This is a genomic window from Sphingomonas epibiotica, assembly GCF_039615155.1.
Classification (GTDB): Bacteria; Pseudomonadota; Alphaproteobacteria; order Sphingomonadales; family Sphingomonadaceae; genus Sphingomonas.
On sequence record NZ_JBDGHY010000003.1, the window covers coordinates 188471 to 207423 of the forward strand.

Here is an 18953-nt window from a genome sequence, read left to right on the forward strand (position 1 = left end):
GAAGCTCATCCGATCTCTCCTTATTCGTCGATCGCGGCGCGCAGCGCCCGCACGACCATCGCATCGGTCCGGGCCAGTCCCGGCCCGGCAAAGCCCAGTGCCTGTACGAGCGCATCGTCCTGCGGCACGGCCACCCCGGCGGAGGCATGGACCTCTCCCGCGCCCGTCGCGGTCAGCAGCGCCGCGACATTGTCCGGCCGAACGCCTGATCCCGGCATCACGACGATGCGCCCCGCCGCCGCGCGCGTCATCGCCGCGATCACCCCCACCCCGTCGACGGCCCGCACCGCACCGCCCGAGGTCAGGATGCGCGCAAAGCCGTGCGCGAGCGCCGGTTCGATCGCCGCGACCGGATCGGGTAGCAGGTCGACCGCGCGGTGCAGCGTCAGGTCGATATCGCCCCGCACCGTGCGGACGGCGGCAACCCATTGCTGCGTAACCGCTTCGTCGATGGTGCCGTCACGCACCGCCCCGAACACCAGCCCGTTCACCCCGGCGGAGATCAGGGCCTGCGCATCGGCGATCGCCGTCGCGACCTCGCCGGGCGAATAGGTGAAGTCCCCTGCGCGCGGCCGGACCATGGCATGGACCCGGATGCCCGCCATCCGTGCCCGCGCGACGACGAGGGCGGTCAGGCCCGGCGATGGCGTCAGCCCGCCGACCGACAGCGCACCGCACAATTCGACCCGGTCCGCGCCCCCGGCAATGGCGGCATCGAACCCCGCCACACTGTCGATACAGATTTCCAGCGTCGTACGCGCCATGCGACCCCCGTCGGTTTGTAAGACTAATGAAGCGTCGTCGCCGAAGGTCAAGCGGCTTCCCATGCTTGACTCCTGCACGGGTCCGGCATAAGCGCGCGGCCAAGCGTCGTGGCAGGATTCGTCCATGTCCGACGTCCGTCCGAGACAGCAGGTGCGGGTTCCCCGCTTAATGTCCTGCCGAGGCGGGGAATGCGTTATATCGCCGGGCGCAGCTTTCGCCACGCCGGGCCAGCCATGGGAAATCCGCGCGACTGCCCGGTTCCTTCGCATGGCGACCATGCCCCTTCACGGACTGTCGCCCCGTTCGTCGCAACCGCGGCGGGCGGATTGTACGCGGGCGTTTTCCGGTTCGGGAACCGCCCCAGTTAAGGAGAACGGCATGGATCGCACTCAGAAGAGTGAAGCCGTCGCCGAGCTGAACCGCACCTTCAACGAGGTCGGCGTGGTGGTCGTCACCCGCAACCTCGGCATGACCGTCGCGCAATCGACGGGCCTGCGCAACAAGATGCGTGACGCCGGCGCGAGCTACAAGGTCTCGAAGAACCGTCTTGCCCGGATCGCAGCCGAAGGCACGCCGTACGCGGTGATCGCCGACCTGCTGACCGGCCCGACGGCGCTGGCGACGTCGACCGACCCCGTTGCCGCGGCACGGGTCATCAACGACTTCGCCAAGACGAACGACAAGATCGAGATCGTCGGTGGCGCGATGGGCGGTCAGCTCCTCGATGCGGAAGGTATCAAGGCACTCGCCTCGCTGCCGTCGCTCGACGAACTGCGCGCCAAGATCGTCGGCCTCATCGTTGCCCCGGCAACGAAGCTGGCGACCATCACCCAGGCTCCCGCGGCACAGATCGCCCGGGTCCTGTCGGCATATGCGGAGAAGGACGCGGCCTGATCGGCGGCTTCCGACCAATTTACCCCTATCTGATTTACGGAGAATATCATGGCTGACCTGAACGCGATCGTCGACCAGCTGAGCGAACTGACCGTCCTCGAAGCGGCTGAACTGTCGAAGCTGCTCGAAGAAAAGTGGGGCGTTTCGGCCGCTGCTGCCGTTGCTGCCGCTCCGGCCGCTGGCGGCGGCGCCGCTGCCCCGGCTGCTGAAGAGCAGACCGAATTCGACGTCATCCTGACCGGCGACGGCGGCAAGAAGATCAACGTCATTAAGGAAGTCCGCGCCATCACCGGTCTCGGCCTGACCGAAGCCAAGGCGCTGGTCGAAGGCGCTCCGAAGGCCGTCAAGGAAGGCGTCAACAAGGACGAAGCCGCCAAGATCAAGGCGCAGCTCGAAGGCGCCGGCGCAACCGTCGAAGTCAAGTAAGCCGCAGACGGGACAGCGGAGCCGAGGCTCCGCTATCTCCGTCAAGGCCGGCCGGCGGGCTTTAAGGCCCGACCGACGGGATCGAATTCACTTCGATCCCGGCTTGCACGGTACGAAGAAGGGGCGGCCCCAAGCGGGGACCGCCCCTTTTTCACGTCCGCAAACCCCAATCGCGACAATGACTTGCGGACGTCACGAAACCGCGACACCATCCATGCATGACTGTCCTCACCCTGTTGCTCGCCGCCGCCTCACCGATCGCGCCGGCCGTCGCCACCCCGCCACAGCAGCAACTGCTGCGCTGGCAGGTGGAGAGCATCCGCTGCGGCGATCGCGCCGTCACGCCGCTTGCCGCCCCGCGTCCGCTCTCCGGCCTTGTCTGGGGGCAGGTCGATCCGCAACCGGTCACCTTCACCTTCCGTATCGACGCCACCGGCCGCGCACTGTCGATCGCGCAGGCACCGACCCGCTACGTTCCATCGGGCGAGGACCTTGCCCCGGCGCTTGCCGTTGCCCGCTTTGCGCCGGGTGAAGCACTCGCAGATTGCGCCATCGTCTATCGTGCCGAAGCGGTGCCCTTCGCAGATGCCGACCCGGTCGAGCTGATGGCCTATACGATCGATCCGATCAGCGGCCGGCTGCCACAGGCAGGCTGGAACCGGATCGGAGCTGCGAACAGCGATTGCCTCCGCCCGCCCTACCCGAGGCCGCTGCTCCGCGCCTATCCCGACTTCGACAAGATTACCGGGTCGCCGGGCGAGCGTAGCTGGACGATGACCGGCTATGATCTGACCGACAGCGGCAAGCCGGTGAATGTCCGCACCATCGCCGGCACCGCCAATCGCGCACTCGACGCCGCCGGGCGCAAGGCGATCGCCGCGTCGCGTTTCACCGACGGTGCCCGCACCGGCTGCCTCTATCCCCATTGGCGCGCCGCCACACCGATTGCTGCCCCCGTCGCGCCCGAGGAAGCGAGCTTTGGCGCCAAGCCCAACTGCCCCGCCGCCCCGTGGGTCCAGCCGCCGCGCCTCACCTATCCTGCCCCATGGAACCGCCGCTCGATCGAGGGATGGGCGATCGTCACCTACGACGTCGCGCCATGGGGTGACGTTGGCAACGTCCGCGTGCTGGCCAGTGAGCCCGCCACCGCCTTTGGCGAGCAGGCGCTACAGGTCGTTCGTTCCGCCCGACGGGCACCTTCGCCGACCGGGGCCAGCGGTTGCATCGACCGCGTGTTGTTCAAGATTCGGTCGAACGATATGCCCGCCGACCCCGAGACAGCACCAATCTATTAGAGTGTGTTGGATATCAACCAGATCCGTTCATCCTGAGTAGCCATTGAGCTTGTCGAAATGGCGTATCGAAGGACCGCTTGGGGCAGGTGCTTCGATACGGGTCCTCGACTTCGCTCAGCCCCTACTCAGCATGAACGGTCCTATCTGCTGTCATCGCGGTATAAGCGGATAGAAGCCCCCCTTCCCGACGAGCAAGGGGAGCAGGCGTAAGCCCTTCTTACGGCACCGTCACCGTCTGCACCGGCACGCCCTTCAACTCGGGCAATCCGTCGAGCTGCGGCTTAACCTTGGCAAGGTCGCCGACCACGACCAGCGTGAACTTGTCGAGCGGCAGATTCTGTTTGATCGCGCTGCTGAACTGCGCGTCGCTGACCGCCATCGTCGCGGGTACGTAGCGGTCGAGCCAGTCGGCGGGCAAGCCGAGCGCGTCGCGCGTCGCCAACTGCCCGATCAGCGAGGCGCTGTCCGAACTGCGCAACACGAACAGCCCCGCATTGTAGCTGCGCATGCCCGCCGCCTCGGCGGTGCCCGGCGGGGCCGATTGCAATGTACGGATTTCATGGAACACTTCCTTGAGCGACGCGCCCGTCACCGCGGTGGTGACGTCGGCGTCGAAGGTCCATGCAGCATTCCCGGGACGCTGGTCGATCCCCGATCCGGGCGAATAGGTATAGCCCTTGTCCTCGCGGATGTTGCGGGTGATCCGTGACGAGAAGCTGCCGCCGAGCAGTGCGTTGGCGACACGCATCGGGATGTCCTCCGCGCTGCCGGCCAGCGGCGCGGGCCAGGCGAGGCGGATCGTCGATTGCGGCGCACCGGGACGATCGACGAGCAGCACCCGCGGTCCTGGCGTAGCGGTCGGGACCAGCGACAGGCGCGGTGGCCCCTTCTGCCAGTCGCCGAACGCCTTTTCGACCGCGACCTTGACCGCCGCCGGATCGAACCGGCCCGCGACGTACAGCCGCGCGCGCTGCGCCCCGAAATTGGTCGCGTAGAAGCGCTTCACCTGATCGAGGGTATAGGCATCGAGCTGCGCGGGGGTCGGCACCGTGCGGCCATAGGGATGATCGCCATAGGTGACCCGGGCCAGCGCATAATCGGCAAGCGTGCCCGGCTGCGCCAGCGCCTGCGCCAGCGACCGCGCGCTGTTCGCCTTGACCCGCGCGAACTCGCCGGCGGGGAAGGTCGGCCGCCGCGCGACGTCGCCGACCAGCGCGACCGCCTGTGGCGCGAATTCGCTGAGGCCGCTCATGGTGATCGACGTGCCGGTATAGCTGGTGCGCACCGACAGATTGCCGCCCATGCCGGCCGCGGCGGTGGCGAGCGCGGTCGAATCGCGGCTCCCCGCCCCTTCCTTCAGCATGTCGCCGGTCAGGTCGGACAGCCAGGTATCGCGCCCCTCCTCCAGATTGCCGGCATAGACGCGCAGCATGATCGTGACCTTGGGCGCATTGCCATAGGGGATCAGCGTCACGCCCATGCCGTTGGGCAGGGTATAGGTTTCCGATGCGGGCACGGTGAACGGCTTGGGCGCCCCAATCGGCGGCGCGGGGAGTGCCGGCGGCTGGGTCTGTGCGGCGAGCGGCGCGGCGAGCAGCGCGAGGCCGGCGAGCAGGATCGAACGGCGCATCTCACTTGGCTCCCTGGGCTGCGGCATTGCCGGGCACGATGGTATAGATCGAGCGGTTGGTCGGGCGGAGATATTCCTGTGCGGTCTTCTGGATCAGCGCGGGCGTGACCTTGGCGAAGCCGGCTTCGATCTGGTTCACCGCCTGCGGATCATTGTCGAACAGCGCATAGACGGCGAGCAGATCGATCAGGCCGATCCGCATGCCGCCATCGACCGACGAGTACAGGTCGGAGCGCAGCTTGGTCCGTACGCGGTCGAGCTCGGCCATGGTCACCGGCGTGGTGCGGAGTTGTTCGACGACCCCGTCGACCGCCTGCCGGATCTGGGCGTCGGTGAATTTCGGATCGTGGGTGAAGTTGAACGCCCACAGCATCGGGCCATTATAGTTGTACATGTTGCCGAGATAGGCGTTGATGCCGCCCGACAGGTCGCCGGTGATGCCGGTCTCCGCCACCAGCTTGCGCGACAGGCGGCTGTCGTCGCCCTGCAGGAGCATCTGGTCGATCAGGCCCATCGCATACCATTCGGGCGTGCCGCGCGGCGGCATGTGATAGCCTGCCGCCCAGCCGGGCTTCGGCGCCAGCGCATCGACGCGGCTGCGTGTCTTCTCGACCGTCTGGCGCGGTTCGGCGAGGTCGGGCAGTACCACGGCTGCGCCCTTTTGCAGCGGGCCGAAATATTTGCGGACCATCGCCTCGGCCCCGGCATAGTCGATGTCGCCCGCGACCACGAGCACCGCATTGTTCGGGCGGTAGAATTCCGACTGGAACTGCTTGGCATCCGCCACCGTCGCCGCTTCGATCTCCTTCAGGTCGCCGTAAAAATTATGGCTGTTGTACCAGTTGGTATTGGCGAGCATCGGCAGGTCGATCCATGGCCAGGTGCCATAGGGCTGGTTGAGGACGTTGACCTTCACCTCGTTGCCGACGACGCCCTGCTGGTTCTTGAGCACCGTGTCGTCGATGACCGGGCGGGCCATGCGATCGGCCTCCAGCCACAGGATGCGTTCCAGCGCGTTGGACGGCACGATCTCGAAATAATTGGTGAAGTCGAACCGGGTCGACCCGTTCAGCACGCCGCCGGCATTGCTGATGGTGTTGATGAATACGCCCTTGGGTGCGTTCTGCGATCCCTGGAACATCAGATGTTCGAACAGATGCGCGAAGCCGGTCCGCTCGCGCGGTTCGACGCGAAAGCCGATTCCGTAATAGACGCCGACGGTGACGGTCGGGGCCAGCGTGTCGCGCGACAGCACCACCTTCAGCCCGTTGGGCAGCGTGAAGTAGCGCATGTCGATGGCGAGCTTCGCGGGCGCGGCGGCGGGGCGCGGTTGCGCCAGCACATTGGTCGCCATCGCCGGCAGCACGGCCAGCGCCGCCCCCAGCAACAGCCGTTTCATGATAGGCATCATCGGTCCCCCCTTTTTGCAAATCAGTCGTCGGTAGCGCTTTCCTCTGCCGTATCGGCATGGACCAGAATGTCGCCGGGCTGGCATTCGAGCACGCGGCAGATCGCATCGAGCGTGGTGAAACGGATCGCGCGCGCCTTGCCGGTCTTCAGGATCGACAAATTGGCGAGCGTGATATCGACCGCCTGCGCCAGTTCGGTCAGCGTCATGCGCCTGGCGAGCAACACTTCGTCGAGGCGGACGAGCACCGCCATCAGACCGTCCCCTCCAGATCCTCACGCAGCGCCGCGCCTTCGGCAAACACGCGCGCCAGCACGAACGCGACCAGTACCGACAGCCATCCGCCGACCGAGAAGGACGAGCCGTCCAGACCGACCCCGGTGCCGGCGAAGCGCGGCAGGATCAGGAACAGCGGAATGTCGAGCAGCTGGATGGCGAGCAGCGCCCAGCCGATCGCCCGCACCCGCCGGGCGTTGGGCGACGCGAAGGTCTCGCCCGCCAGCACGGTGCGAATAATGGCCGTCAGCCTAGAGAAGATGACGTGCGCGGGCACCGCCGCGACGACGCCCAGCAGCAGCAGCGCGCGGACACCGCCGATCATGCGCTCGACATCGATCGCCGGATATTTGGCGGCGATCCGCGCGCCAAGCATGTCATGCAGCGGCAGGCTAGCGATCGCCGCCAGCAGGAAGGCGACCGCGAAGAGGATGTTGAGGGCGAGCAGCAGCCGCAGCACGCCAAGCGTCAATCGCAATATCCGGTCCCGCCGCCCCATGCTGCCCCCATTCGATCCGATGCGGACGCTAATCGGTATATCGATCAGCGCCAAGCAGAATGGCGCCCCGCCCTATGTCCGCCGCACCTCGCCATAGAGCCGGACTTCCAATCGGTCGGTCATGCGGTCGCCGCGATCGGTGAAGATCGGGGCGAGCTTGCCCTGCGGTGCGGTCGGGCCGACCATGAAGGCGGCGGTGGTGCGCGATTCCCGACCGTCCTCCCAGCGATAGCGCGCGTCGATCGCGATCATCGGCACGAAGAACGGGCGATCCCGGGCGGTAACGATATTCACCGCGACGCGCGGCAGGGTCATCGTCGCTTCGAGCTGGCGGCGCTCCCCCGCGCCCAGCGCAAACGGGTCGAGCCCGCGCTTGGTGTCGTTGGCGAAGAAGGTCGCGATCGCTTCGTCCTGTTCGGCATGAGCGGTCAGCAGCATTGTCGCGATACGCACCTCGGCCACCGGCATCGCCGCCGGATTGCCGACGGTCAGGTCGAAATCGAGCAGAATCCGCTCGCCCTCGGTGCCGACGCGCAGAGGGGCGAGCTGGAATTCGAGGAACGGGCCGGGGTTCGGCGCGACGGGCGCGGGCGGTGGCGGCGGTGGTGGCGCAGTCACGGGGCGCGGCGGCGGGGGCGGAGCGACCGGCTCGACTGGTCGGACCGGGACGGGCGCGACCGGGGCGATCTCCTCGATGGCAGCCGGCGGCTTGCGGCGCAGGCGCGTGAACAGGAACGCCGCGGCGGCGGCGACGGCGATCCCGCCGAGGAACCATAGCCACCATGGCAGCGCATCGCCGGCCTGGACCGGGGCGGCTTCGGGGGTCGCGGTCGGCGCGACGGCGGGTTCGGGCGTCGCGGTCGGTTCGGCGGTCGGCAGGACCTGCGGCCCGACATAGGTCGCCTCCGGGGTCGGGGCCGGAGCCGGTGTCGGGCGGGCGACGGGCGCGGGCGAAGGCGTGGAAGTTGGCGAAGGTGTCACGCGCGGACGTTGCGCGGGCGGAGTCGGGGTGACGGTGGGGCGCGGCGCCGGCGTGGCGCGCGGGGTCGGCGTCGGTGTCGGCGTTGCGATCGGCGTCGAAGTTGCCACCGGGGTCGGCGCGACCTGCGGCGTGATGTCGTAGATCGGGATCGACCCACCCGGATTGGTCTGCTGCGCGGCGGCGGGCATGGCGAGACTCGCGACGACGGCCGCGCACAAAAGCTGGAACTGCATCCCCGCCCTCAACCGGGCTTTGCCGGTACCTGTCAGCCCGCCGAACCCGCCATTGCGACGAAGCGAGTTGGTTCCACGCCCAGTCGAAACAATATCTGGCCCGCGTTGACACACTCCGCCACCGCTTCTATATGGTGGGCTTGCTTCAGGACCGGGAAAGAATGCGTCGTCGCGCAACGCATTGCATGTATAGGTCTGTCGCCATTCCAGGACGCTCGATCAGCTGCGGCCCATATTGGGTGACGCGGCTTTCGTCGTCCCGATCGCACGCCAGCCCGGTGGCAACCGGGCACGAGATTTGACTGCAAGCGAGGCCCACGACTCCATGGCGACCAAGGCAACCGCAACCGGCACGCACAAGCGCCGCATCCGCAAGGTGTTCGGCGACATCCACGAAGTGGTGCAGATGCCGAACCTGATCGAGGTCCAGCGCGAGAGCTATGAACAGTTCCTGCGCAGTGACCCGTCGATCGGCTATGTCTCCGGCCTCGAAAAGACGCTGCGTTCGGTGTTCCCGATCCGCGACTTCGCCGGCACCGCCGAACTGGACTTCGTCACCTACGAACTGGAAGATCCCAAGTTCGACGTGGAAGAATGCCGTCAGCGCGGCATCACCTATGCGGCGCCGATGCGCGTCACCCTGCGCCTGATCGTGTTCGAGGTCGACGCCGATACCGAGGCGCGGTCGGTCCTCGATATCAAGGAGCAGGACGTGTACATGGGCGACATGCCGCTCATGACCGAGAACGGCACCTTCTTCATCAACGGCACCGAGCGCGTGATCGTGTCGCAGATGCACCGGTCGCCGGGCGTGCTGTTCGATCACGATCGCGGCAAGACACACGCCAGCGGCAAGTATCTTTTCGCCGCGCGCGTCATCCCGTATCGCGGGTCGTGGCTCGATTTCGAATTCGACGCCAAGGACATCGTCAACGTCCGTATCGACCGCAAGCGCAAGCTGCCGGTGACGTCGCTGCTCTATGCGCTGGGCATGACCGGCGAGGACATCCTCAACCACTTCTACAACCGCGTGACCTTCGTCCGTGGCGAAGGCGGATGGCGCATTCCGTACGCGCCGGAGAACTGGCGCGGCCAGAAGCCGTCGTTCGACATCGTCGACGCGAACACCGGCGAAGTCGTGTTCCCGGCGGGCACCAAGATTTCGCCGCGTCTGGCAAACAAGGCGGGCAAGGACGGCCTGACCGACCTGCTGATCCCGACCGAGGAAATCTTCGGCCGCTACAGCGCCTATGACCTGATCAACGAGACGACCGGCCAGATCTATATCGAAGCCGGCGACGAAGTGACCGCCGAAAATCTCGAACTGCTCGACCAGGCAGGCATCGAGCGGATCGAACTGCTCGACATCGACCATGTCTCGACCGGTCCGTGGATCCGCAACACGCTGAACGTCGACAAGGCCGAGGAGCGCGAACAGGCGCTGTCGGATATCTATCGCGTGATGCGCCCCGGCGAGCCGCCGACGCTGGAAACCGCCGAAGCGCTGTTCGCCGGCCTGTTCTTCGATCCCGAGCGCTACGACCTGTCGGCCGTGGGTCGCGTCAAGCTGAACATGCGCCTCGACCTCGACACGCCGGACACGGTGACCACGCTGCGCAGCGAGGACATCCTCGCGGTCGTCAAGACGCTGGTCGACCTGAAGGACGGCAAGGGCGAAGTCGACGATATCGACAATCTCGGCAACCGTCGCGTCCGCTCGGTCGGCGAGCTGCTGGAGAACCAGTATCGCGTCGGGCTGCTGCGCATGGAGCGTGCGGTCAAGGAGCGCATGTCGTCGGTCGACGTATCGACGGTCATGCCGAACGACCTGATCAACGCGAAGCCCGCGGTGGCCGCGGTGCGCGAGTTCTTCGGTTCGTCGCAGCTGTCGCAGTTCATGGACCAGACCAACCCGCTGTCCGAAGTGACGCACAAGCGTCGCGTTTCGGCGCTCGGGCCGGGCGGTCTGACGCGTGAGCGTGCCGGCTTCGAAGTCCGTGACGTTCACCCGACACATTATGGCCGTATCTGCCCGATCGAAACGCCGGAAGGCCCGAACATCGGTCTGATCAACTCGCTGGCCACCTTCAGCCGCGTCAACAAGTATGGCTTCATCGAGACCCCCTATCGTCGCATCATCGACGGCAAGGTGTCGAACGACGTCGTGTACCTCTCCGCGATGGAAGAGCAGAAGCACACCGTCGCGCAGGCATCGGCGGCGCTGAACGAGGATGGCAGCTTCGCCGAGGAACTGGTGTCGGCCCGTCAGGCCGGCGAATTCCTGATGGCGCTGCCCGAAAACGTCACGCTGATGGACGTCAGCCCGAAGCAGCTGGTGTCGGTCGCCGCGTCGCTCATTCCGTTCCTGGAAAACGACGACGCCAACCGCGCGCTGATGGGTTCGAACATGCAGCGGCAGGCCGTGCCGCTGGTGAAGGCGGAGGCGCCGTTCGTCGGCACCGGCATGGAAGAGACCGTGGCGCGCGATTCGGGCGCGGCGATCTCGGCCAAGCGGGCAGGCGTGGTCGATCAGGTCGATGCGGCGCGTATCGTTATCCGCGCGACCGGCGAGGTCGATGCGACCGAGAGCGGCGTTGACATCTACACGCTGATGAAGTTCCAGCGTTCGAACCAGTCGACCTGCATCAACCAGCGTCCGCTGGTGAAGGTGGGCGACGTGGTGAAGGCCGGCGAAGTCATCGCCGACGGCCCGTCGACCGAGTTAGGCGAGCTGGCGCTGGGCCGCAACGCCCTCGTCGCGTTCATGCCGTGGAACGGGTACAACTACGAAGACTCGATCCTGATCTCCGAACGGATCGTGAAGGACGACGTGTTCACGTCGATCCATATCGACGAGTTCGAAGTGATGGCCCGCGACACGAAGCTTGGGCCGGAAGACATCACCCGCGACATTCCGAACGTGGGTGAAGAGGCGCTGCGCAACCTCGACGAGGCGGGCATCGTCTATATCGGTGCCGAGGTCGAACCGGGCGACATTCTCGCCGGCAAGATCACGCCCAAGGGCGAATCGCCGATGACGCCGGAGGAAAAGCTCCTGCGCGCGATCTTCGGTGAAAAGGCCAGCGACGTGCGTGACACCTCGCTCCGCCTGCCGCCGGGCGTGTCGGGTACGGTCGTCGACGTCCGCGTCTTCAACCGTCACGGCATCGACAAGGACGAGCGCGCGATGGCGATCGAGCGCGAGGAGATCGAGCGCCTGAAGAAGGACTCGGACGACGAGCGCGGCATCCTCAACCGTGCGACGTGGTCGCGCCTGCGCGAAATGCTCGAAGGGCAGACCGCGACGGCCGCACCCAAGGGCGTCAAGAAGGGCGTGGTCATCGACCGCGACCTGCTCGACAGCGTGGAAAAGCATGAATGGTGGCGGTTCGCCGTCGCCGACGATGCGGCGCAGGGCAATCTCGAAGCGATCAAGGCGCAGTATGACGAGGCGGTGAAGCGCATCACCGACAAGTTCCACGACCGCCGCGAGAAGCTGGAGCGTGGCGACGAGCTGCCGCCGGGCGTGTTGAAGATGGTCAAGGTCTTCGTCGCGGTGAAGCGCAAGCTGCAGCCGGGCGACAAGATGGCCGGCCGTCACGGCAACAAGGGCGTCATCTCGCGCATCCTGCCGCAGGAAGACATGCCGTTCCTCGAGGACGGCACGCCGGTCGACCTGGTGCTGAACCCGCTGGGCGTGCCGTCGCGCATGAACGTCGGTCAGATCTTCGAAACGCACCTTGGCTGGGCGGCGCGCAACCTGGGGATGCAGGTCGCACGGTCGCTGCGCGACTGGCGCGAGGCGAACCCGGATGCGGTCGGCGGCGAAATGCCGGCGGCGGTCAAGGATCGCCTGAAGGAGATCTACGGCGATCACTATGCCGAGGATATCGACAGCCGTTCGACCGAGCAGCTCGCCGAACTGGTCCAGAACATCAGCACGGGCGTGCCGATGGGGACCCCGGTGTTCGACGGTGCACGCGAAAGCGACGTGTCGGACATGCTGCAGCTGGCCGGCTTGCACAGCTCGGGTCAGTCGGTGCTGTTCGACGGTCGTACCGGCGATCAGTTCGACCGGATGGTCACCGTCGGCATCATCTACATGCTGAAGCTGCACCACCTCGTCGACGACAAGATCCACGCGCGTTCGATCGGGCCGTACAGCCTCGTTACCCAGCAGCCGCTGGGCGGCAAGGCGCAGTTCGGTGGCCAGCGCTTCGGGGAAATGGAAGTGTGGGCGCTCCAGGCCTATGGCGCCGCCTATACGCTCCAGGAAATGCTGACGGTGAAGTCCGACGACGTGGTCGGCCGCACCAAGGTCTATGAGGCGATCGTCAAGGGCGACGACACCTTCGAGGCCGGCATCCCCGAAAGCTTCAACGTGCTGGTCAAGGAAATGCGCTCGCTGGGCCTCAACATCGAGTTGAGCAGCCTGGAGGAGAATGACGGACTGGCCGAGGCGGCGGAGTAAGCCGGATCGAATGAATACCGTTCGTCCTGAGTAGCCGCTGAGCGAAGTCGAAGCGGCGTATCGAAGGACCGCCCCCGTGGCAGTCCTTCGATACGGGCCTTCGACAAGCTCAGTCTCTACTCAGGACGAACGGATGGTTTTTCCCTCCCTGTGAGGAAAGCAAAATGAACGAACTGACCAATTTCGCGAACCCGGTGGCCAAGCCGGAGACTTTCGACCAGATCCAGATCGGCATCGCCTCGCCGGAGCGTATCCGCTCATGGTCGTTCGGCGAGATCAAGAAGCCCGAAACGATCAACTATCGCACGTTCAAGCCCGAGCGTGACGGCCTGTTCTGCGCGCGCATCTTCGGTCCGATCAAGGACTACGAATGCCTGTGCGGCAAGTACAAGCGCATGAAGTACAAGGGCATCGTCTGCGAAAAATGCGGTGTCGAAGTCACGGTGTCGAAGGTCCGCCGTGAGCGGATGGGCCATATCGAACTGGCCGCGTCCGTCGCGCACATCTGGTTCCTGAAGTCGCTGCCCTCGCGCATCGGCCTGCTGCTCGACATGCAGTTGAAGCAGCTCGAGCGCGTGCTGTATTTCGAGAGCTACATCGTGATCGAGCCGGGCCTGACCGCGCTGGAGAAGTATCAGCTCCTCACCGAGGACGAACTGCTCGACGCGCAGGACCAGTATGGCGAAGACGCGTTCTCGGCCGGGATCGGCGCCGAAGCGGTCAAGCAGATGCTGATCGACCTCGACCTCGAGGGCGAGAAGCGTGACCTGCTCGAAGAGCTGGCGGTCACCAAGTCGGAACTGAAGCCCAAGAAGATCATCAAGCGGCTGAAGGTCGTCGAATCGTTCCTTGAATCGGGCAACCGTCCCGAATGGATGATCCTCGACGTCGTGCCGGTCATTCCGCCCGAACTGCGTCCGCTGGTGCCGCTGGACGGCGGCCGCTTCGCGACGTCGGACCTGAACGACCTCTACCGCCGCGTCATCAACCGTAACAACCGCTTGAAGCGGCTGATGGAACTGCGCGCGCCGGACATCATCGTCCGCAACGAAAAGCGCATGTTGCAGGAAGCGGTCGACGCGCTGTTCGATAATGGCCGTCGCGGTCGCACGATCACGGGTGCCAACAAGCGTCCGCTGAAGTCGCTGTCCGACATGCTCAAGGGCAAGCAGGGCCGCTTCCGCCAGAACCTGCTCGGCAAGCGCGTCGACTATTCGGGTCGTTCGGTCATCGTGACCGGCCCGGAACTCAAGCTGCACCAGTGCGGCCTGCCCAAGAAGATGGCGCTCGAGCTGTTCAAGCCGTTCATCTATGCGCGCCTCGACGCCAAGGGTCTCTCGATGACCCTCAAGCAGGCGAAGAAGTGGGTCGAGAAGGAACGCAAGGAAGTCTGGGACATCCTCGACGAGGTGATCCGCGAGCACCCGGTCATGCTGAACCGCGCGCCGACGCTCCACCGTCTGGGCATCCAGGCGTTCGAGCCGGTGCTGATCGAGGGCAAGGCGATCCAGCTCCACCCGCTGGTCTGCTCGGCGTTCAACGCCGACTTCGACGGCGACCAGATGGCCGTGCACGTCCCGCTGTCGCTCGAAGCGCAGCTCGAAGCGCGCGTCCTGATGATGTCGACCAACAACATCCTGTCGCCCGCCAACGGCAAGCCGATCATCGTGCCGTCGCAGGACATGGTGCTGGGTCTCTATTATCTGTCGATGGAAAAGACCGGCGAGCCGGGCGAAGGCATGCTGCTGGGCGACATGGCGGAGGTGCATCAGGCGCTGCACGCCGGGGCCGTCACGCTGCACACCAAGATCGTCAGCCGCGTTCCGCAGACCGACGAGGACGGTAAGCAGTATCTCAAGCGCTATGAGACCACCCCGGGTCGCATGCTGCTGGGCGAGACGCTGCCGAAGAGCCACAAGGTGCCGTTCGAAACGGTCAACCGCCTGCTGACCAAGAAGGATGTCGGCGACGTCATCGACGAGGTGTATCGCCACACCGGTCAGAAGGAGACCGTGCTGTTCGCCGACGCGATCATGGCGCTGGGCTTCCGTCACGCGTTCCGTGCGGGCATCTCGTTCGGCAAGGACGACATGCTGATCGCGCCGGACAAGGACAAGCTGGTCGACGAGACCCGCGATCAGGTGAAGGACTTCGAGCAGCAATATCAGGACGGCCTGATCACGCAGCAGGAGAAGTACAACAAGGTGATCGACGCCTGGAGCCGTTGCGGCGATCAGGTGGCGACGTCGATGATGGACGAGATCAAGGCGGTCCGCCGCTATGACGACGGCCCCAACAAGGGCCGCGAGAAGCCGATCAACTCGATCTACATGATGGCCCACTCGGGTGCCCGCGGTTCGCAGGCGCAGATCAAGCAGCTGGCCGGCATGCGCGGGCTGATGGCCAAGCCGTCGGGCGAGATCATCGAAACGCCGATCATCTCGAACTTCAAGGAAGGCCTGACCGTCCTTGAGTACTTCAACTCGACCCACGGCGCCCGCAAGGGTCTGGCCGATACCGCGCTCAAGACGGCAAACTCGGGCTATCTGACCCGCCGTCTGGTCGACGTGTCGCAGGACTGCGTCATCATCATGGAAGACTGCGGCACCCAGCGCGCGCTGGAAATGCGGTCGATCATCGAAGGTGGCGCGACGATCGCGTCGCTCGGCGAGCGTATCCTCGGCCGGACCACGGCAGAGGATGTGGTCGATCCGAAGACGGGTGAGGTCGTGTTCCCGACGGGCACGCTGCTCGACGAGGCGATGATCACCAAGATCGAGAAGCTGGGCCTGCAGGCGATGAAGATCCGCAGCCCGCTGGTCTGCGAAGCCAAGGTTGGCGTCTGCGGCACCTGCTATGGTCGCGACCTCGCCCGCGGTACGCCGGTGAACATCGGCGAAGCGGTCGGCGTCATCGCGGCGCAGTCGATCGGTGAACCGGGCACGCAGCTGACCATGCGTACCTTCCACATCGGCGGTGCGGCACAGCTCAACGAACAGTCGAACCTCGAAGCGCCGGTCGACGGCACGGTCGAGTTCCGCGACCTGCGCCTGATCGAGGATCAGCGTGGCCGGCGCGTGGTGCTCAGCCGTTCGGGCGAAATCGCGATCGTCGACATGGACGGCCGCGACCTGTCGGTGCATCGCATCCCCTATGGTGCCTATGTTCTGTTCGACGATGGCCACATCGTCTCGCAGGGCGACCGCATGGCGGAATGGGACCCGTTCACCGCACCGGTCATCACCGAAACGGGCGGTACGGTGAAGTTCATCGATCTGATCGAGAACAAGACCGTCACCGAACGCGTCGACGAAGCGACCGGTATCGCCCAGCGCGAGATCATCGAATATCGCGTGACGTCGAAGTCGAAGGAGGATCTGCGTCCGCGCATGACCCTGCTCGACGCGAATTCGGGCGAGGCCGCGCGCTACATGCTGGCACCGGGCGCGGTGTTGTCGGTCGAGGATGGTGCGCAGGTGCAGGCGGGTGACGTTCTTGCCCGTGTCGCCCGTGAATCGGCCAAGACCCGCGACATCACCGGCGGTCTGCCGCGCGTCGCCGAACTGTTCGAGGCACGTATTCCGAAGGAGGCGGCGATCATCGCCAAGGTCTCGGGCCGCGTCGTGTTCGGTAAGGATTACAAGGCGAAGCGCAAGATCGGCATCCAGCCCGAGGATGGCGGCGAGGTCGTCGAGTATCTGATCCCGAAGTCGAAGGTGATCGACGTTCAGGAAGGCGACTATGTCAAGCGCGGCGACAACCTGATCGGTGGTTCGCCGAACCCGCACGACATTCTGGAAACGCTCGGCATCGAGCCGCTGGCCGAATATCTGGTCAGCGAAATTCAGGGCGTCTATCGACTGCAGGGCGTGAAGATCAACGACAAGCACATCGAGACGATCGTTCGTCAGATGCTGCAGAAGGTTGAGATCACCGACGGCGGCGACACCACTCTGCTGGCCGGCGAACAGCTGGACCGGGACGAGATGGACGAAGCCAATGCGAAGCTTGCGCCGGGTCTGGCCCCGGCACAGGGCAAGCCGGTGCTGCTCGGCATCACCAAGGCGTCGCTGCAGACGCGGTCGTTCATCTCGGCCGCATCGTTCCAGGAAACGACCCGCGTTCTCACCGAGGCATCGGTGCAGGGCAAGATCGACAGCCTGAACGGTCTGAAGGAAAACGTCATCGTCGGCCGCCTGATCCCGGCGGGCACCGGTGCCGGCATGAACCGCCTGCGCGTCGCGGCATCGTCGCGCGATGCGGCGCTGCGGGCACAGCAGCGGGCACTGGCCGGCTTCGTCGCGCCGAATTCGGCCGAGGAAGAACATGCCGCCGAACTGGCCCGCTCGCCCCGCGACGGCCAGGGCGTCAGCGATCCGCTGGCCGATGTCGTGCCCTCGGGCACCGGCACCGACGCCGATGCGGGCGAATATTTGAACGACTGATCGTTCGGGTCTTTGTGAAGCGAACAAGCCGCCGTCCGGGTAACCGGGCGGCGGTTTTGTTTTGCGGTATCTGGAGTCTCGCTGCGCTCGCGCAGACCGTTGCCCTCTCCCCGGGCAGGGGAGGGGGATAACGGAGCTTGCCAGCTCGCTGGCGGGAGCGTGACCCCAACAGTAGAACCGTTCGTGTTGAGTAGGGGCTGAGCGAAGTCGAAGACCCGTATCGAAGCACCAGCCCCAAGCAGTCCTTCGATACGCCATTTCGACAAGCTCAATGGCTACTCAGGACGAACGGGTTAGGCTTATGTAATCGCCGGGGAGAGGGGGCGAAGCGAGTCAACGGCTCGCGCGCTCGCATGCGCGAGCGCTTCCCCTCTCCCAGCTTCGACTAGGCCTTTGCTGGCGCAAAGACCACGTCTGCGCATCCCTCTCCCCTGCCGGGGCGAGGGACCGTGGCCTGATTTACATCAAACCGCATTCCCCTTCCCTATTTGCCGCCGTACGCTGCGACCCAAGGGGGAAGTTCATGAAACGCATTCTGTCGACCTTGCTGCTGCTCGCGGCACCGGCCACCGCACAAAGCTACCGCCCGGACTTCGATCCGGCAGCGCATAAGGGGCCGCGCACCGGACCAGCCAACGAGGTCGCGGTGCTGGGGTCGCCGCATTTGTCGCAACTGCCCGACCGGTTCCGGCCCGAAGCGCTCGGGCCGCTGCTCGACCGGCTGGCGGTGTGGAAACCGCAGGCGATCGCGATCGAGGCGCTGTCGGGGGCGCAATGCGATCAGTTGCGCCGCTATCCCTATCGCTATGCCGACACCGTGCCCGATTATTGCTGGGATCCAGCACCGGCCAAGGCGGCCACCGGCCTCGACGTGCCGGCCGCCACCGCCGCCTTTGAAGCGATGCTGACGACGCTGCCTGCCGAACCAAGCCCGGCCGAACGGCGCAAGCTGGCCGCGCTGTTCCTCGCCGGGGGCGAGCAGGCATCGGCGCTGGTCCAGTGGCTGCGACTGCCGGCGGCGGAGCGCAAGGTGGGGGACGGTCTCGACGACACGCTGGTCGCGCGACTGACCAAGCTGGAGACGCGGCGCGATGAAAGCCTGATGATCGCGGCACGCCTCGCAGCCCGGTTGGGGCTTCAGCGCGTCTATGCGATGGACGACCACACCGCCGACCGATCGGTACCGAAGGCGGACGAAGCCCCCTATGGCAAGGCGATCCAGACCGCATGGGACAATCCGGCGACCAAGCGGCGGATGGCGGCGATCGAGGCGACCCAGGTCGACTTGGCGACCGGCGCCGGCATCCTGACGATGTATCGCGGCTATAACGCGGTCGGTCAGGGGCAGGTCGCGTTCGACAGCGACTTCGGTGCGGCGCTCGAAGAACCCTCGCCACAGCGGTTCGGACGGCAATATGTCGCCTATTGGGAGGTGCGCAACCTGCGCATGGCGGCGAATATCCGCGACATGCTGGCCGAGGCGCCGGGGCCGGGGATGCGCGCGCTGGTCGTGGTCGGCGCATCGCACAAGCCGTATCTGGAGGCCTATCTGAACCAGATGCACGATGTCCACGTGGTCGATATCCGGCCGATACTGCGCTGACGGAGCCGCGTGCGGTTCCGGTCGTT

The 18953-nt window shown here is 65.7% G+C and carries 12 protein-coding genes; 6 read left to right on the plus strand and 6 right to left on the minus strand.

Features of this window, described 5'->3' with window-relative positions; all coding sequences use genetic code 11:
• Positions 1–20: 20 nt before the first annotated feature.
• Entirely contained in the window at positions 21–764 is a 744-nt protein-coding gene (locus tag AAIO73_RS07270) for a copper homeostasis protein CutC (RefSeq protein WP_345877066.1), read from the minus strand.
• A gap of 379 nt (positions 765–1143) precedes the next feature.
• On the opposite strand from AAIO73_RS07270, the gene rplJ reads away from it, so the two are divergent.
• The 3 genes from rplJ (at position 1144) to AAIO73_RS07285 (ending at position 3380) form a co-directional block, all read left to right on the plus strand.
• A complete protein-coding gene (rplJ, locus tag AAIO73_RS07275; RefSeq protein ID WP_055761025.1) occupies positions 1144–1659 on the plus strand; it encodes a 50S ribosomal protein L10 in 516 nt (171 codons plus the stop codon).
• Positions 1660–1707: 48 nt separating this feature from the next.
• Complete coding sequence (rplL, locus tag AAIO73_RS07280; RefSeq protein ID WP_056002613.1) at positions 1708–2085, plus strand: 50S ribosomal protein L7/L12; 378 nt, start codon at positions 1708–1710, stop codon at positions 2083–2085.
• A 218-nt stretch (positions 2086–2303) separates the two neighbouring features.
• A complete protein-coding gene (locus AAIO73_RS07285) occupies positions 2304–3380 on the plus strand; it encodes an energy transducer TonB family protein (RefSeq protein ID WP_345877067.1) in 1077 nt (358 codons plus the stop codon).
• A gap of 217 nt (positions 3381–3597) precedes the next feature.
• Here the strand turns inward: AAIO73_RS07285 and AAIO73_RS07290 are convergent, their stop codons facing one another.
• The 5 genes from AAIO73_RS07290 to AAIO73_RS07310 all read right to left on the minus strand — a co-directional run bounded on the left by AAIO73_RS07290 (position 3598) and on the right by AAIO73_RS07310 (position 8408).
• Positions 3598–5010, minus strand: coding sequence for a M16 family metallopeptidase (locus AAIO73_RS07290; RefSeq protein WP_345877068.1), 1413 nt, complete (start codon positions 5008–5010; stop codon positions 3598–3600).
• Position 5011: 1 nt separating this feature from the next.
• Positions 5012–6421 carry a M16 family metallopeptidase gene (locus AAIO73_RS07295; protein ID WP_345877069.1) on the minus strand — a complete coding sequence of 470 codons (1410 nt, stop codon included), beginning with the start codon at positions 6419–6421 and terminating at the stop codon, positions 5012–5014.
• Positions 6422–6441: 20 nt separating this feature from the next.
• On the minus strand, positions 6442–6672 hold the full coding sequence (locus AAIO73_RS07300; RefSeq protein ID WP_242119872.1) for a helix-turn-helix domain-containing protein: 231 nt from the start codon (positions 6670–6672) through the stop codon (positions 6442–6444).
• On the minus strand, positions 6672–7193 hold the full coding sequence (locus AAIO73_RS07305) for a DUF2975 domain-containing protein (protein WP_345877070.1): 522 nt from the start codon (positions 7191–7193) through the stop codon (positions 6672–6674). Before AAIO73_RS07305 ends, AAIO73_RS07300 begins: the two co-directional genes overlap by 1 nt.
• A 72-nt stretch (positions 7194–7265) precedes the next feature.
• Positions 7266–8408: a hypothetical protein gene (locus tag AAIO73_RS07310; protein WP_345877071.1), complete on the minus strand. Its 1143-nt coding sequence runs from the start codon at positions 8406–8408 to the stop codon at positions 7266–7268.
• Between the two features lie 325 nt (positions 8409–8733).
• On the opposite strand from AAIO73_RS07310, the gene rpoB reads away from it, so the two are divergent.
• The 3 genes from rpoB (at position 8734) to AAIO73_RS07325 (ending at position 18927) form a co-directional block, all read left to right on the plus strand.
• Positions 8734–12879 (plus strand): DNA-directed RNA polymerase subunit beta, encoded by a 4146-nt coding sequence (gene rpoB / locus AAIO73_RS07315; RefSeq protein WP_345877072.1) that lies wholly within the window; start codon positions 8734–8736, stop codon positions 12877–12879.
• Positions 12880–13043: 164 nt separating this feature from the next.
• Entirely contained in the window at positions 13044–17324 is a 4281-nt protein-coding gene (gene rpoC, locus AAIO73_RS07320) for a DNA-directed RNA polymerase subunit beta' (RefSeq protein WP_345877073.1), read from the plus strand.
• Positions 17325–17847: 523 nt separating this feature from the next.
• Positions 17848–18927, plus strand: a complete 1080-nt coding sequence (locus AAIO73_RS07325) for a DUF5694 domain-containing protein (RefSeq protein WP_345877074.1) — start codon at positions 17848–17850, stop codon at positions 18925–18927.
• The last annotated feature ends 26 nt before the right edge of the window (positions 18928–18953 follow it).